13 protein-coding genes are annotated in these 14897 nt (G+C 71.3%); 2 read left to right on the plus strand and 11 right to left on the minus strand.

Annotated elements, in window-relative coordinates:
- Nucleotides 1–53: 53 nt before the first annotated feature.
- From ACGFNV_RS15605 to solA, 10 genes are all read right to left on the minus strand, one after another.
- On the minus strand, nucleotides 54–992 hold the full coding sequence (locus ACGFNV_RS15605; protein WP_393622752.1) for an aldo/keto reductase: 939 nt from the start codon (nucleotides 990–992) through the stop codon (nucleotides 54–56).
- Nucleotides 989–2443, minus strand: coding sequence for an aldehyde dehydrogenase family protein (locus tag ACGFNV_RS15610; RefSeq protein WP_393622754.1), 1455 nt, complete (start codon nucleotides 2441–2443; stop codon nucleotides 989–991). Before ACGFNV_RS15610 ends, ACGFNV_RS15605 begins: the two co-directional genes overlap by 4 nt.
- On the minus strand, nucleotides 2440–3393 hold the full coding sequence (locus ACGFNV_RS15615; RefSeq protein ID WP_393622756.1) for a succinylglutamate desuccinylase/aspartoacylase family protein: 954 nt from the start codon (nucleotides 3391–3393) through the stop codon (nucleotides 2440–2442). The genes ACGFNV_RS15610 and ACGFNV_RS15615 overlap by 4 nt, the downstream gene beginning before the upstream one ends.
- A 67-nt stretch (nucleotides 3394–3460) precedes the next feature.
- On the minus strand, nucleotides 3461–4852 hold the full coding sequence (locus ACGFNV_RS15620) for an aminotransferase class III-fold pyridoxal phosphate-dependent enzyme (RefSeq protein WP_393622758.1): 1392 nt from the start codon (nucleotides 4850–4852) through the stop codon (nucleotides 3461–3463).
- Nucleotides 4849–5718, minus strand: a complete 870-nt coding sequence (locus ACGFNV_RS15625; protein WP_393622760.1) for an ABC transporter permease — start codon at nucleotides 5716–5718, stop codon at nucleotides 4849–4851. The genes ACGFNV_RS15620 and ACGFNV_RS15625 overlap by 4 nt, the downstream gene beginning before the upstream one ends.
- On the minus strand, nucleotides 5715–6635 hold the full coding sequence (locus ACGFNV_RS15630) for an ABC transporter permease (protein WP_393622762.1): 921 nt from the start codon (nucleotides 6633–6635) through the stop codon (nucleotides 5715–5717). Before ACGFNV_RS15630 ends, ACGFNV_RS15625 begins: the two co-directional genes overlap by 4 nt.
- 5 nt (nucleotides 6636–6640) lie before the next feature.
- Nucleotides 6641–7780: an ABC transporter ATP-binding protein gene (locus ACGFNV_RS15635; protein WP_393622764.1), complete on the minus strand. Its 1140-nt coding sequence runs from the start codon at nucleotides 7778–7780 to the stop codon at nucleotides 6641–6643.
- Complete coding sequence (locus ACGFNV_RS15640) at nucleotides 7773–8903, minus strand: extracellular solute-binding protein (RefSeq protein WP_393622766.1); 1131 nt, start codon at nucleotides 8901–8903, stop codon at nucleotides 7773–7775. The genes ACGFNV_RS15635 and ACGFNV_RS15640 overlap by 8 nt, the downstream gene beginning before the upstream one ends.
- 139 nt (nucleotides 8904–9042) lie before the next feature.
- Nucleotides 9043–10092, minus strand: a complete 1050-nt coding sequence (locus ACGFNV_RS15645) for a succinylglutamate desuccinylase/aspartoacylase family protein (RefSeq protein ID WP_393622768.1) — start codon at nucleotides 10090–10092, stop codon at nucleotides 9043–9045.
- Nucleotides 10093–10094: 2 nt separating this feature from the next.
- On the minus strand, nucleotides 10095–11231 hold the full coding sequence (gene solA / locus ACGFNV_RS15650) for an N-methyl-L-tryptophan oxidase (protein ID WP_393622770.1): 1137 nt from the start codon (nucleotides 11229–11231) through the stop codon (nucleotides 10095–10097).
- Nucleotides 11232–11506: 275 nt separating this feature from the next.
- Between solA and ACGFNV_RS15655 the strand changes: the two genes are divergently transcribed.
- The gene (locus tag ACGFNV_RS15655) at nucleotides 11507–12253 is read left to right on the plus strand and encodes an IclR family transcriptional regulator (RefSeq protein WP_393622772.1); all 747 of its coding nucleotides are present in this window, start codon (nucleotides 11507–11509) and stop codon (nucleotides 12251–12253) included.
- A 130-nt stretch (nucleotides 12254–12383) separates the two neighbouring features.
- Nucleotides 12384–13127 (plus strand): IclR family transcriptional regulator, encoded by a 744-nt coding sequence (locus ACGFNV_RS15660; RefSeq protein ID WP_393623316.1) that lies wholly within the window; start codon nucleotides 12384–12386, stop codon nucleotides 13125–13127.
- Nucleotides 13128–13191: 64 nt separating this feature from the next.
- Here ACGFNV_RS15660 and ACGFNV_RS15665 read toward each other — a convergent pair whose 3' ends face one another.
- Nucleotides 13192–14631, minus strand: coding sequence for an NAD-dependent succinate-semialdehyde dehydrogenase (locus ACGFNV_RS15665; RefSeq protein ID WP_393622774.1), 1440 nt, complete (start codon nucleotides 14629–14631; stop codon nucleotides 13192–13194).
- Nucleotides 14632–14897: the final 266 nt, after the last annotated feature.

Consider the following 14897-nt stretch of genomic DNA (forward strand, 5'->3'; position numbering starts at 1 on the left):
GTGTTCGCCTCTGTCTCGCGGGTTTCTCGGGGTGATCAGGGTGAGTGCGGGCTTCAGACGACGCGTTCGCCGGGGGCGACGATCGCGTCCAGTGCGGCCAGGTCGGCCGGACTGGGGCTCCAGTCGGCCGCCGCCGCGTTGGCGGTGACCTGCCCGGGGGTCATGGCGCCGCAGATGACGGAGCCGACGGCGGGCAGGGCCGCCAGGGCGCCGACCGCGACCTGGAGGAGGGTCAGGCCGCGTTCGGCGCCGTACGCGGTGAGCGCCTCGACCCGGTCGAGGGCCGCGTCGGTGAGCCAGCCCTGCCGCCAGGTCAGGCGGCTGCCGGGCGGGGGTGCCTCCCCGCGCCGGTACTTGCCGCTGAGCAGGCCGTTGGCGAGCGGGTAGTACGGCAGCAGGCCGACGCCGTGGCGCAGGCAGGCCGGGATCAGGTCGTTCTCGGCGCTGCGGTCGAGCAGGTGGTAGCGGGCCTGGGCGGACACGAAGGCGCCGGTGAGCTCCTCGGCCGGCAGGTTGGAGCAGCCGAGGTGGCCGATCTTGCCCTCGTCGACCAGTTCCAGCAGGGCGGCGACCGTCTCGTCGAGCGGTGTGACGCCGTCCGGCTCGTGGTACTGGTACAGGTCGATCCGGTCGGTGCCCAGACGGCGCAGGGATGCCTCGACCGCGTACCGGATGTAGGGGCGGGCGCCCCGCCGGCCGTAGGAGTCCGCCTCGGGCCCCATCTCCATGCCGAACTTGGTGGCCAGGACGACATCGTCCCGGTGGCCCTTCAGTGCGGCGCCCAGGAGCCGTTCGCCGTCGCCGCGCGAGCCGCCCGGGTCGCCGAACCCGCCGTACATGTCGGCGGTGTCGAACAGGGTGATCCCGGCGTCGAGGGCCGCGTGGACGACCGCCTCGGTGCCCTCCTCGTCGAGGCGGGAGCCGAAGTTGTTGCCGCCGACGCCGACGACGGAGACCGCAGGCCCGCGTTCGCCCAGGGTGCGGTACCTCATGACCGGCTCCCGAAGCCGATGCAGACGTTCTTGGTCTGTGTGTAGCTCGCCAGGGCTTCGAGGCCCTTCTCCCGGCCCCAGCCGCTGTGCTTGTAGCCGCCGAAGGGCAGTTCGACGCCGGTGCCGACACCGGTGGCGTTGACGTAGACCTGACCGGCCCGGATGCCCTCGGCCAGGCGCATCGCCCGGTCGATGTCACGGGTCCAGACGTAGGAGGACAGGCCGTACGGGCTGTCGTTGGCGATGTCCAGGGCCTCGTCCGCGTCGTCGAAGTCGATGACGGTGACGACGGGTCCGAAGATCTCCTCGCGGGCGCACCGGGCGTCGTTGGTCAGACCCGTGAGAACGGTCGGCTCGATGTAGTAGCCGTCGGCCAGGGCCGGGTCGGACGGTGCGCCTCCCCCGACCCGGGCGACAGCGCCTTCCTGCCGGGCCAGCTCCAGATAGCCCAGCACCCGGTCGCGCTGCCGGGCGGCGATCAGCGGGCCGATGTCCGGATCCGTCAGGCCGGGGCCGACCCGCAGGGCGGCGACCTTCTCGACCACCCGGTCCAGGAACTCCTCGGCGCCACGCTGGAGCAGCAGCCGTGTTCCCGCCGAGCACATCTGCCCGGCGTTGCTGAACGAGGCACCCATGATCGCCTTCAGCGCCAGGTCGAAGTCGGCGTCGGCGAAGACTACGAACGGCGACTTGCCACCCAACTCGGTGACGGAGGGCACCACGTTGGCGGCGGCCGCCTGGGCGACCTTGATGCCGGTCGGCACCGAGCCGGTGAAGGTGACCTGGTCGATGTCCGGGTGGCCGGCGAGGGCCGCGCCGGCCTCGCCGTCGCCGGGGAGGACGTTGAGCACGCCCGGCGGGAGACCGCACTCCAGGGCGATCCTGCCGATCTCCAACGGGGTGAGGGGCGCCTCCGGGGACGGCTTGAGCACCACTGTGCAGCCCGCGGCCAGGGCCGGGGCGGAGCCCCTGGCGGTGTTCTGCAGTGGGTAGTTGAACGGGATGATCTGCCCGGAGACGCCGATCGGCTCGCGGACGGTGTAGTCGATCAGGCCGGGCCCGAGGGGGACGGTGGTGCCGCCGAGCTTGTCGGCGACGCCCGCGTAGAACTCGAAGTAGCGGGCGGCCGCCTCGACGTCGGCCCTGGCCTGGCTGAGCGGCTTGCCTACGTCCTGGCTCTCCAGGCGAGCCAGTCGTTCGCCCTGGTAGCGGATGGCCTCGGCGATCCGGTGCAGGAGCCTGCCCCGGTCGGCGGCCCGCATCCGGGCCCACCCGGGTGCCGTGAACGCCGCTCGCGCGGCGGCCACCGCCTGGTCCACGTCCGCCTTTCCGGCCAGGGCCACCTGGGCTAGAGCCGTCCCGTCGGACGGGTCGAGGACGGTGAAGGAGCGTCCGTCGGCGGCCGGGACCTGTTTGCCGTCGACGAGAAGCAACTGGGTGTCGCTGCTCATGGCTGGATCTCTCCCTGGATCTCACCGAAGATGACGACCTCGTCCCCGGGGCGGACCGTGCGGATCCTGCGCACCCACAGCACGATGCCGTCCTGCGGGGCGCTGACCTCCTCCAGCGTGTTGCCGTAGTGGTCGACGATGGTGGCGATCAGGTCGCCCTCCTTGCACGTCTCCCCCGGCTCGGCGTGACCGACGAAGAAACCGCCCGAGTCGGAGCGGGCGAAGGTGCCGGAGACGGCCGTGTAGGTGTCCCGCAGCTCCGCCTCGCCGTCGGTCATCCTCAGCTGCCGCAGGATGTTGCGGATCGAGTGCATGTGCAGGGCGACGTTCTCCTCGCGGTAGGTGCCGCCACCGACCTCGATGGTGATGGCCGGCTTGCCCGCCGCGAGGGTGGGGTGGCGGACCGTGCCGCCCCACTTGCCGCCCTTCCAGACCAACTCGTGCCCGGCGGCCAGGGCGAGGTCCGTCGCCAGGTCCTCGTAGCCGCCCTGGAGGATCACCAGCGGGGCGATCTCGCCGAAGGTGCCGCCGGTGTGCAGGTCGACAAGGGCGTCGATGGCGGGGACGACCTGCTCGACGAAGGTGGCGGCCAGCCGCAGCGAGTACGAACCGTCCGCGTCACCGGGGAAGATGCGGTTGAGGTTGAGGTGGTCCAGGCCGCTCGTGCGGGCCGCCGCCTCGAACGCCGGGGTGTTCATGCAGGGGATGGCGACGAGGGTGCCGCGCAGGGTGGCCGGGTCGATCTCCGCGAGGACGCGGCGCACGGCCTCCTGGCCGTCGTACTCGTCGCCGTGCACACCCGCGTCCACGGAAAGCACCGGGCCGTCCTGCGCGCCGTTGACGACGATCAGCGGGATGCCGAGTTCCACGCCGTAGCTGCTGGTGCCGACGGGGATGAGGCCCTGGGCGCGCTCGCCGGGGGCGACGGTCAGCGGACCGATCGAGTACATGTCGTTCCTTTCAGAAGCACTTGCCTGAAGAAGCACGTGCTCGAAGAAGCACGTGTGAGAGCGGGTGTCACAGGCGGGCGGACGCCTCCGCGAGGGTCTGCGCGAGGATGTCGGCGATACGGTCGAGGAGGGCGCGGTCGCTGATCAGCGGGGGCGCGATCTGGACCAGCGGCGCGGCCCGGTTGTAGACCCGGGCGAGGAGACCGGCCTCCCGCAGTCGGCGCGGGACGAGGTCGGTGATCAGGGCGGCGCGGGCGGTGTCGCTGAAGCCGCCGCCGTCGAGGTCGCCGACGAGCTCGCAGGCGTAGAAGAAGCCTGCGCCCCGGACGTCGCCGACGATCGGCAGGTCGGCGAGGGACGCCATCCGGCGGGCCAAGTGGTCCTGGAGGTCGCGGACGTTGTCCAGGATCCGGTCCCGTTCCATGATGTCCAGGCTGCGCAGGGCGATGGCCGCGCTGAGCGGGTGTCCGGCGAAGGTGTAGCCGTGGTTGAGGACCGCGCCGGGCCGGTTGATGACATCGACGACGCGGTTGCTGACCAGCGTCGCCCCCATGGGGGCGTATCCGGCGGTGATGCCCTTGGCGACGGTGACGATGTCGGGGCGGGCGCCGTAGCGGTCGCCGCCGAACCACTCCCCCAGTCGTCCGAAGGCGGTGATCACCTCGTCGGCGACGAGCAGGAAGCCGTACCGGTCGGCCAGGGCCCGCAGCCCCTCCCAGTAGCCGGCGGGCGGGGTGATGCACCCGCCGCGGTTCTGCACCGGCTCGGCGATGAGCATCGCGACCGTTTCCGGGTTCTCGGCCAGGACGGCGGCCTCCAGCTCGGCGAGGAGCCGGGAGGTGTAGGTCTCGTCGTCGACGTAATCGGGTTCGAGGCCGAAGCGGTTGGTGTTGGACACGAACCGCGTGTCGATGGCGCCGGGGCCGTACGGCTCCCGCAGCCCGGGGTCGTCGGTGAGGGAGAGGGCGCCGATGGTCAGGCCGTGGTAGGCGCCGCGCCGGGCGATCGCCTTGGTGCGGCCCGGCTCGCCGCGCAGGGCGTGGTAGCGGCGGGCGATCTTCCAGGCGGTCTCGACGGCTTCGGCGCCGCCGCCCGAGAAGAAGGTGTGCTCGATGTCGGCCGGGGCGATGCGAGACAGCCGTTCGGCGAGTTCGATGGCCGTCGGGTGCGCGGAGGCGGACCACAGCGGGCTGAAGCACAGCTCGCGCAGTTGCTTGTCCGCCGCCTCGGCGAACTCGGGGGCGTAGGAGTAGCCGAGCTGGCAGCAGTACAGGCCGGAGAGGCCGTCGATGTAGCGCGTGCCGCCGGCGTCGTCGACGTACGGGCCCTCGCCGCGCCGGACGACGAAGAGGTTCTCGCCGGCCGGGCCCAGGGAGCCGTTGGGGGTCATGTTGAGGAGCAGGTGCCTGGCCGCGGTGGCGGACAGCTCCGAGGCGGGGGTGCGGGTGCTGGTCGTCATGACGCGGTCTCACTTCCGGCGGCAAGGCCCACGCCGGGCTCGGTCGGCAGGAAACCGTCCTGCTTTCCGGAGCCGCTGAGCTTGCGCGCCACGGCGACCAGGGCGAGGGCCACGACCGCGACGGCGATGAGGATCGCGCTGACGGCCGTCACCGACGGGTCGACGTCGTACTGGAGGACGTTGAACACCTGGACCGGCAGGGTCACGGTGTCCACGGAGGACAGGAACTGCGAGATGAAGAACTCGTCGAAGCTGGTGATGAAGGAGAAGATCGCGGCGGCGACCAGTCCGGGCATGGCCAGCGGGAAGGTGACGCGCCGGGCGACGGTGAGGCGGCCCGCGCCCATGCTGGCGGCCGCGTCCTCCAGCCGTTCGTCGATGCCCTGGAGGGTGGCCATGAGGATCATGACCGCGATGGGCGAGGCGAGGACGGTGTGGCCGAGGGCGATGGCGATCGGGCTGCCGAGCATCGCGGCCGGTTCGAAGAGCAGGAACAGGCCGAGGGCGATGACGACCTGGGGGATCACCAGCGGGGCCAGGACCAGCCCGTAGACCGCCGTGCGCAGGGGCAGGTCGCTGCGGACCAGGGCGGTGGCCGCCGTCATGCCCAGGACGAGGGAGAAGACGGTGGTCATCGAGGCGACCAGGACGCTGAGCGAGAGCGCGGCCGGCCACTTGCTGCCGTCGGCGAACAGGACCTTGTACCAGCCGAGCGTCCAGGAGGACGGCGGGAAGGAGCCGAAGGCGTCCTTGCCGAAGGAGGTGACGACGATGACGACGATCGGCAGCACCAGGAAGAGCAGGATCAGGGTGGACAGGACGAACAGGGTGATGCGTCCGGCCAGGGTGGAGCGGAGCTCTGTCATGACGCCGTACCTCGATTCCGGTACGCCTCGCCCGCCGATTTCAGCAGTCTGAGCAGCAGCAGTCCGGCGAAGGTGAGCAGCAGCAGGATGATGCCGAGCGCCGAGGCGCCGTTCCACTGGTCCTGCTTCATGACCTGCTCGTCGATGAGCGAGGCCACCATGGTCTGTTTCTCGCCGCCCATGAGGGCGGGGGTGAGGTAGTAGCCCAGGCAGAGGATGAAGCACAGCACGCCGGCGTTGACGACTCCGGGAGCCACCAGGGGGAGGTAGACACGGCGGAAGATCGTGATCCGTCCGGCGCCCATGCTGGCCGCGGCGGCCATCAGCCGACGGTCGATGCCCTTCATGACCGCGTACAGCAGCAGCACGGTGTACGGCAGCATCACGGAGGTGGTGCCGATGACGACTCCCAGCTCGTTGTAGAGCAACTGGAAGGGGGCGCCCGGGATGTGAGCGGCCGTCAGGGCGTTGTTGATGACGCCGTGTTCACCGAGCAGGATGATCCAGCCGTAGGTGCGCACCAGCGCGCTGATGAAGTGCGGGACGACCACGACCACCATCACCAGCCCCGCCCACAGGGGCTTGAGCCGGGACACCGCGGCGGCCAGGACGAATCCGACGACCAGGCTGAGCAGCGAGGTCTCGGCGGAGATCCGCAGGGTGGTGAGGAGGATCTCCAGGTTGGCGCCCCGGAAGGCGTCGGTGTACCAGTGGAGGGTGAAGCCTCCGTTCTCGCCCTTGAGGCTCAGCATCAGGGTGCTGAAGATCGGATAGACGAACAGGACCAGCAGGTACACCACGACGGGTGTGGCGTTGAACAGTCCGAAGCGTGTGCGGCGGTCGGACAGCGCGCGGCCCAGACGCTTCTTGCGGGGCACGGGGGCCACGGAGCCCGGTGCCGGAGCGAGTACGGCCATCCTCCTCACCCCCCGTCCGCCGCGTCGGCGAAGACGCTGACGTTGGCGGGATCGGCGGCGAGGTCGACGTGCTCGCCGAGGGCGGGGGCGCGGCCCGCGGGCAGTTCGAGCCGTACGAGGTCGGTGTCCGTGCCGCCGAGGGGGCGGACGGTGACCCGGACCAGGGTGCCGACGTAGGTGACCGTTTCGACGGTCCCCGTACAGAACCCGTCGCCCGCGGGGCACAGGAAGAGCCGGCCGGGCTGGACCGCGGCGCGCACCCGTGCCCCCTGTGGGGCGGCCTGCGGGCGGGCCTTGATCAGACCACCGGTGTCGAGCCGTACGAGCGAGTGGTCCGTGGTCTGTTCCTCGACGCGGCCGGGGAGGAAGTTCGCCGCGCCGAGGAAGTCGGCGACGAAGGGGGTGCGGGGGCGCTCGAAGAGCTCCTGCGGGGTGTCGAACTGGTCGATGCGCCCGTCCCGCATGACCGCGATGCGGTCGGAGAGCACGAGGGCCTCTTCCTGGTCGTGCGTCACGTAGACGACGGTGAGGCCGAGTTCCTGCTGGATGCGCTTGATCTCGGTCTGGAGCTGGTCACGCAGCTTCTTGTCGAGGGCGCCGAGCGGCTCGTCCATGAGGATCACCGGTGGCCGGTAGACCAGGGCCCGGCACAGCGCGACGCGTTGCTGCTGGCCGCCGGACAGCTCACGCGGCCGGCGGCGGGCCGTGGCCGTGAGGCCGGCCATCTCCAGGGTCTCGCCGACCCGGCGGCGCAACTCCGCCTTGGGCACGCCGCGCAGTTGCAGCGGGAAGGCGACGTTCTCCCACACCGTCATGTGCGGGAAGAGCAGGTACTGCTGGAAGACGAAGCCCAGGCCGCGCTTCTGCGGGGCCAGGTGGGTGACGTCCCGGCCGCCGACGACGACGCTGCCGGAGTCCGGCTCGCAGAACCCGGCGATCATCATCAGGGTGGTGGTCTTGCCGGAGCCGGAGGACCCGAGGAAGGTGACGAACTCGCCCGCCGCGATCTCCATGGAGACCTCGTCGACGGCCGTCACTCCGCCGTACGTCTTGCGCAGCGCCCTGACGGACACCGCCCTTCCGGTACCGGTGTCGGGCATCGGCGCGGTCACCGGGACCTCCACTTTCGTTCCGAGCTCAGGCATGCGTCCACTCCTGCCAGCGCTTGGCCACCGCGTCCTGGTTGTCGTGCCACCACTGGACGTCCAGATCGAAGCCGCTCTTGATGTGCTCCGGGGAACTGCCGAGGTTGGCGGCGGTCGTCGGGGAGAGCTTCTTGTAGGCGGCGGGCACCGAGGGGGCCATCGGGTACAGCTCGGCGTAGGCGGCCTGTACGTCGGGCCGCAGCGCGAAGTCGATGAGCCGGTAGGCCGCGTCGAGGTTCGCGGCGCCCTTGGGGATGCCGTAGGCGTTGCTCTGACGGCGGGCGCCGTTCCACTGGTAGGCGAGCGGTGCGCCCTGCTTGATCAGGGCGTCGAGGCGGCCGTGCCAGACGCTGGTGGCCACGACTTCCTTGCGGCCGATGAGGACGCCGGGGAGGGCGCCGGTGTCCCAGTACTTCTTGATGGATCCCTTGACGCGGTCCAGGGACTTGAAGGCGCGGTCCACGTCGAGGGGGTAGAGCTTGTCCAGGGGCACGCCGTCGGCGAGGAGGGCGAACTCCAGCTCGGGCAGGTCGGCGTCCAGTCCCTGGAGGGCACGCGCGCCGGGGAATGCCTTGGTGTCCCAGAAGTCGGCCCAGGAGGAAGGTTTCTTCCCGCCCCAGACGTCGGTGCGGTAGGCCATCACGCTGGCCCAGTAGTTCTTGCCGAGGGCGTTGGGGGTGACCAGGGCCTTGGCGATACCGGCGTTCTTGAAGTTCTTCAGCCGGTCGTAGTCCAGGTCCTGCGTCGCACCCGCCTTGCTGAAGCGCAGGAAGTCGGCCATCGAGTCGTCGATGACGTCGAACTGCGGGCGGCCCTGCTGGATCTGGGCGAGCATCTGCGCGTACTGGATGTTCACCACCTCGATCCGGATGCCGGTCTCCTTGGTGAACGGCTCGTAGATCGCCTTCTGGTTGGCGTCGCCGTAGGTGCCGCCGCTGTCGCGGACGACCAGCGTCTTGGAGCTCTTGCCACCGCTGCCGGCGACGGAGCGGCTCGTGCCGGTGCCGCAGGCGCTGAGGGTGGTCGCGGCGGCGACACCGGCCGTGACCCCTCCTATTCCGCGCAGGAACATTCTGCGGTCGATGCGGGCGCCACGCGGCAGAGCCGCATATCGATTCGTCATGGAGTGCCTCCTGGTGGGGTGGCCGGGGGAAGGGGCGGCCGGGGGACGTGAGTGAGGGGGCGGCTGGGGGGAGGTCTGATGGGGATCTAGAGAGTGCGTGCCGGGCGTCGCGCGGCAGGCGCCACTCTCGCAACAGGCCCTAGGGGCGGGGATCCGTCTCGTCGGGTGCGACGCCCACGCCGGGGGTGCGGAAGGTGCCGGGCGCCACGTCCTGGTCGGGGTCCCACGGGGTGGCGATGGCGGCCAGTTCGTCGCCGTGGGCGACGGTGAGGCCGTGCATGCCGTAGAAGACCCGCCCGGCGGCCGGGGAGAGGACCTGGTGCTCCTGGCTGTCGGCCGGGTCGACGATGCGGCCGAGGACGGCGCCCTCCACCACCTCGTCGCCGGCGGAGAACTCGGGGTACCACAGGCCGAGGGCCTCGGCCGTGACCCCGGCGGCCCACACCCACTCGCGGACCGGTGCCGGGGCTGAGTCGTCCGGGTCCAGCACGCCCAGGTGCCGCAGTGCCCGGTACAGCCCGTCGACGCGGCGGCGGGCCGTGGCCCCGTCGCGCTGCCCGAGTTCGCCCACCTCGACGAGGACCGCGGAGATGCCCCGGCGGGCGGCTGCGGCGTGGCTGTTGCCGCCGTCGGCCTTCAGCCCGAGGATGACGTCCTCGATGCCGAAGGACCCGGCCAGTTCGGCGGTCGCCTTGTCGAGGTCGGGGTCGCCGGTGAGGCGGTAGCCGACGAAGTCGCGCAGGACCTGGTCGATGCCGCCGCAGTGCAGGTCGATGTAGACGTCGGCGCCGTCGACCAGGTGGGCGAAGAGCCAGGCGGCCAGCCGTTCGGTGGGGCTGCCGTCCGGGTCGCCGGGGAAGACGCGGTTGATGTTCACGCCGTCGACCGGGGAGACGTTGAGCCGCCCCTGGTACACGGCGGGCGGGTTGGCGACCGGGCAGATGACGACCTGTCCGCGCACCTCGTCGGGTTCCAGCAGGTTCGCAAGGCGCGCGGCGGCGTCGATGGGGGTGAACTCACCTCCGTGGACACCCGCGGTGATGACGACCCGCGGGCCCGGGCGGGTGCCGTTGACGAGCGTCAGCGGGATTTCGGCGGTGAGCGTGCCCACGTCGGCGCGGACGGTGCCGCGGGCCTTGGTGCCGGGCCGGGCGTGCAGGGCGCCGACGGAAAGGGTGGTGTCGTTCATGGTCATGCCTCCGTACGGCCGACGGTGGAGAGGAAGTCGATGGGCCGGGGCGAGGTGCCGTCCAGCGCGAGGTCCGCGGCGATGTCGCCGAAGGCGGGCGAGAGCTTGAAGCCGTGGCCGGAGAACCCGGCGAGCAGGACGACGTTCTCGGCGCCGGGCAGCGGTCCGACCAGCGGGCGGCTGCTCTCGGTGTAGCCCTCCATGTAGACGGAGAGGCGAACCGGGTCGGGGTGCAGGTCCGGCATGTACCGGCCGATGAGGTCGGTGAAGATCTCCAGCTCCTCCGGCCGCACGGTCCGGTCCAGTTGGTTGGGGTCGCCGGCGGGGCGGTGCAGGGCGCGGGAGAGTCCGAGCTTGACGGAGATGCCGTCCGGGGAGGGCAGGCCGTAGCAGTGGGTGGGCGCGGTACGGATGAACGCCGGGCGCTCCTCACCGAACCAGGCGTCGGTGGTGGGCACGTACCAGGCGCTGATCAGACGGCGGATGTCCACCTCCCAGGGCAGGTCGGGGAGCAGGTCGTTGACCCAGGGGCCGGGGGTGACGACGGCCGTGTCGAAGTGCTCACTGCCGGCGTCGGTGCGGATCTCGACGCCGTTCGCGACGGGCACGATCTCGCGGACCGTGGTGTAGCGGTGGATCACCGCGCCCAGCTCCTCGGCGCGGCGGGCGGCGGTCTGGACGGTCAGCTCCGGCCGGATGAAGCCGGCGCGGCGGTCGAGCACCGCCGCGTCGCCGTCCTCGATGCGGTACTGCGGGAAACGCTTGGCGAGGGACTCGGCGTCGAGCACCTCGTGGTCGAGGCCGTGCTCCGCGATGGACTGGAGGACGGTGGCCATCTGCTGGTGCTCGGTCGGCCCCATCAGCAGGCATCCCGTCAGGCGGCGCACTTCACGGCCGGTCTCCTGCTGGAGCCGCTCCCACAGGTCGTCGGCGTGCTGGAGCAGCGGCACGTACCGGGAGTCCTCGAAGTGTGCGCTGCGGAAGATCCGGGTCTCGCCGCCGGCGGCGCTCCGGTCGTGGCCAGGGGCGAAACGGTCGTACCCGACGACCTCGGCGCCGCGGGCGGCCAGCCGCCAGGCGGCCTGGCTGCCCATCGTTCCCACGCCGACGACGGCGACGCGCTTCCTGGCAGCTGACACAGGGCTTTCCTTTCGTACCGCCGGGGCGCATGCTGGCCGCGACGTGGGGCTTGTTCGATTCGAGGTGGTTTGGACGGGGGCCGGGTCCTTCGAATGGCCCGTAGCTCGCACCCGTCACATCTCGGCGCTTCGGCTTCTGCGGGATCTCCCGGAGCCGTGCCACATTGTGGAACACTGTGCTAGAATCTGGCACAGAGCTTGGCAGTGGCCCGGAGGGGAGTCAAGAGGGTGTCCAGCAGAAAATCCGAGGATTAACAGGGGGAAACCGGATGGAAATGAAGAGCGTCACCAGGTCGCTGCGCATCCTGGAGGCGGTCGCCCAGCATCAGCCGGTCACCGTCGGAGAGTTGACGAAGCTGTTCGGGCTGCCCAAGTCCACGGTGCAGCGCACCCTGGTCACGCTGGCGGAGGCGGGCTGGCTGCGGGCCAACCGCAGGGACACCACGCGCTGGGAGATCGGCGCCCGCGTCCTCGCCGTACGGCCGGCCGCCCTCCAGGGCTCCAGCCTCTTCGCCGCCGCCCGCGAGCCCATGATCCGCCTGCGGGACGCGGTGAACGAGACCATCCACCTGTCGGTGCCCGACGCGCTGCAGTGCATGGTCGTGGTGGACCGCGTGGACTGCGACCACGCCGTACGGACGTTCCACACGATCGGCGGCACCTCACCCCTGCACGCCACCGCCGCCGGGCGCGCCATTCTCGCCCACCTCCCGAAGCGGGACGTCGAGGAACTCGCCGCCCAGGGGCTGGAACGCTTCAGCGACACCACCCCCGCCGACCCCGGGGAGCTACGCGCCGAACTGGACCGGATCCGCGCCGACGGCTACGCGGTCAACCAGAACCAGTACCGGCCGGGGGTCTGCGCCCTCGCCGCGCCCGTGCTGGACGAGGCGGGAGCACCGCTGGCGGCCGTGGCCATCTCGATGCCGGATTCGAGGTACGACGCGGACCGGGTGCCCGAGTGGGGCCGCCTCGTCTCCGACGTGACGGCGGAGATCACCGGGCGGCTGCTGGGGACGTGAGCCGCGAACGGTCATGCCATATTGTGGAACGCCGTGCTAGAATTCGGCACGGACGTGCCCCGCGGCTCCAGGAGGGAGTCAAGAGGGAGGCACGGCGAAACCACAGAACTGGCAGGGACACCGGATGGAGATGAAGAGCGTCACCAGGTCGCTGCGCATCCTGGAGGCGGTCGCCCAGCATCAGCCCGTGACCGTGGGCGAGTTGACGAAGCTGTTCGGGCTGCCCAAGTCCACCGTGCAGCGGACCCTGGTCACGCTCAACGAGGCGGGCTGGCTGCGGGCCAACCGCAGGGACACCACGCGCTGGGAGATCGGCGCCCGCGTCCTGGCCGTACGGCCCGCCGCCCTCCAGGGCTCCAGCCTCTTCGCCGCCGCCCGCGAGCCCATGATCCGCCTGCGGGACGCGCTGAACGAGACCATCCACCTGTCGGTGCCCGACGCCCTGCAAGGCATGGTCGTCGTCGACCGCGTCGACTGCGACCACGCCGTCCGCACCTTCCACGCCATCGGCGACACCTCACCCCTGCATGCCACGGCCACCGGCCACGCCGTCCTCGCCCACCTGCCGAAGTCCGAGATCGACGAGTTCACGGCGGGCACACTCGAGGGCTACGGCGAGGAGACCATCACCGACCCCACGGAACTGCGCGCCGAACTCCGGCGCGTCCGGGACCGCGGATACGCCGTCAACCACAACCAGTACCTCCAGGGGGTCTGCGCCATCGCGGCCCCGGTCCTGGACGCCGACGGCGTGCCCCTGGCCGCCCTCGCCGTCTCCCTGCCCGACTCCCGCTTCGAGCCCGGCCGACTTCCCGAACTGGGGCGGCTGGTGACCGACACCGCGGCGGAGATCACCGCCCGCCACCTGCGCTGAGCCCGCAACCACATCGGCCGGGCGCAGGGCGAGGGGCGTACGCGTCAGCGCAGGACCCCCGCCGTCATCGCACCGGTACCGCGAGGTACTGGTATTCCAGGAACTCGTCGATCCCGACCCGGCCACCCTCACGACCCAGCCCGGACTGCTTGACGCCGCCGAAGGGCGCGGCCGGGTTGGAGACGAGTCCGGTGTTGAGGCCGACCATGCCGACCTCCAGGCGTTCGCTGACGCGCAGGGCGCGGTCCAGGCCCTCGGTGAAGACGTAGCCGACCAGGCCCCAAGGGGTGTCGTTGGCTCGCCGGATCACCTCGTCCTCGTCGTCGAAGGTGAGGATCGCGGCGACGGGACCGAAGATCTCCGTGTCCATGAGGCGGCTCTCGGGGGACACGTCCGTGAGCACGGTCGGCGGGTAGAAGCAGCCCGGGCCCTCCGGCGTACGGCCACCGACGAGGACTCGGGCACCGCGCTCCACCGCGTCGGCGACCAGCACCTCCACCTTGCCACGCCCTGCCCTGTCGATCAGCGGTCCGACATCGACGCCGTCCCGCGTGCCGGGGCCCACGACCAGCGCGCCCATGCGCTCGGCCAGGCGCCGCCCGAACTCCTCCGCCACCGAACGGTGCACGAAAAAGCGGTTGGCGGCGGTGCACGCCTCGCCCATGTTGCGCATCTTGGCGACCATCGCGCCGTCCACGGCCTTGTCCAGGTCGGCGTCCTCGAAGACGATGAACGGCGCGTTGCCGCCCAGCTCCATCGAGGTCCGTACGACCGCGTCCGCGCTCTGGGCGAGCAGCAGCTGCCCGACGGCTGTGGAGCCGGTGAAGGAAAGCTTGCGGATCCGCCCGCCGCGCAGGAGCGGTTCGCACACTTCCCCCGCACGGGAGGTCGTGACGACGTTCAGCACGCCGTCCGGCAGCCCGGCCTCCTTGAGGATGGCGGCGAGGGCCAGGCTGGAGAGAGGGGTCTGCGGGGCCGGCTTGAGCACCATGGTGCAGCCGGCCGCGACTGCCGGACCGATCTTGCGGGTGCCCATGGCCAGCGGGAAGTTCCACGGGGTGATCAGCAGGCAGGGACCGACCGGGCGGCGGGAGAGCAGCATGCGGTTGCGGCCGTCCGGCAGGACGCCGCAGCCGCCGTCGATACGGACGGCCTCCTCGGAGAACCAGCGGAGGAACTCCGCCGCGTACGCCACCTCTCCCCTGGCCTCCGCCAGCGGCTTGCCCATCTCGGACGTCATCAGGTGGGCGAGCTCGTCGGTGCGCTCGACGATGATCTCGTAGGCGCGGCGCAGGATCTCGCTGCGCACGCGGGGTGCCGTACGGGCCCACTCCTCCTGCGCCTGCACGGCCGCTTCCTCGGCGAGCCTCGCGTCCTTGGGACCGGCGTCGGCGACATGGCAGAGGATCTCGCCGCTGGCGGGATCGTCCACCGGCATGGTGGCGCCGTCCGCGGCGTCCACCCAGGCGCCGCCGATGAACAGTTGCGTGGGTGTGTCGGTCATGAGGTCTCTCCTGATCGGTCGGCGGCGGGTCGAGCAGTTCGGTCAGGCACAGGGCGCGGATGCCCCGGTCACCGGCGAGGCGGTCGATCTGAGCGGCGCGGCTTGCCGGCGAGCCCGCGGCAGCCCTCGACCCCGTCGGCCTTCCGCACGCCGGCGTCGGCGCGTACACGACTCGCCGCTCCCGCCACCTCGGAACCCGAGCCGGTCTGCACCCCACAGGCCGGGAGCGGTCCCGGCGAGCCGCACGGTCGGCGGTCCAGGGCCGT

It is taken from the genome of Streptomyces sp. NPDC048751 (genome assembly GCF_043198595.1).
Lineage (GTDB): Bacteria > Actinomycetota > Actinomycetes > Streptomycetales > Streptomycetaceae > Streptomyces.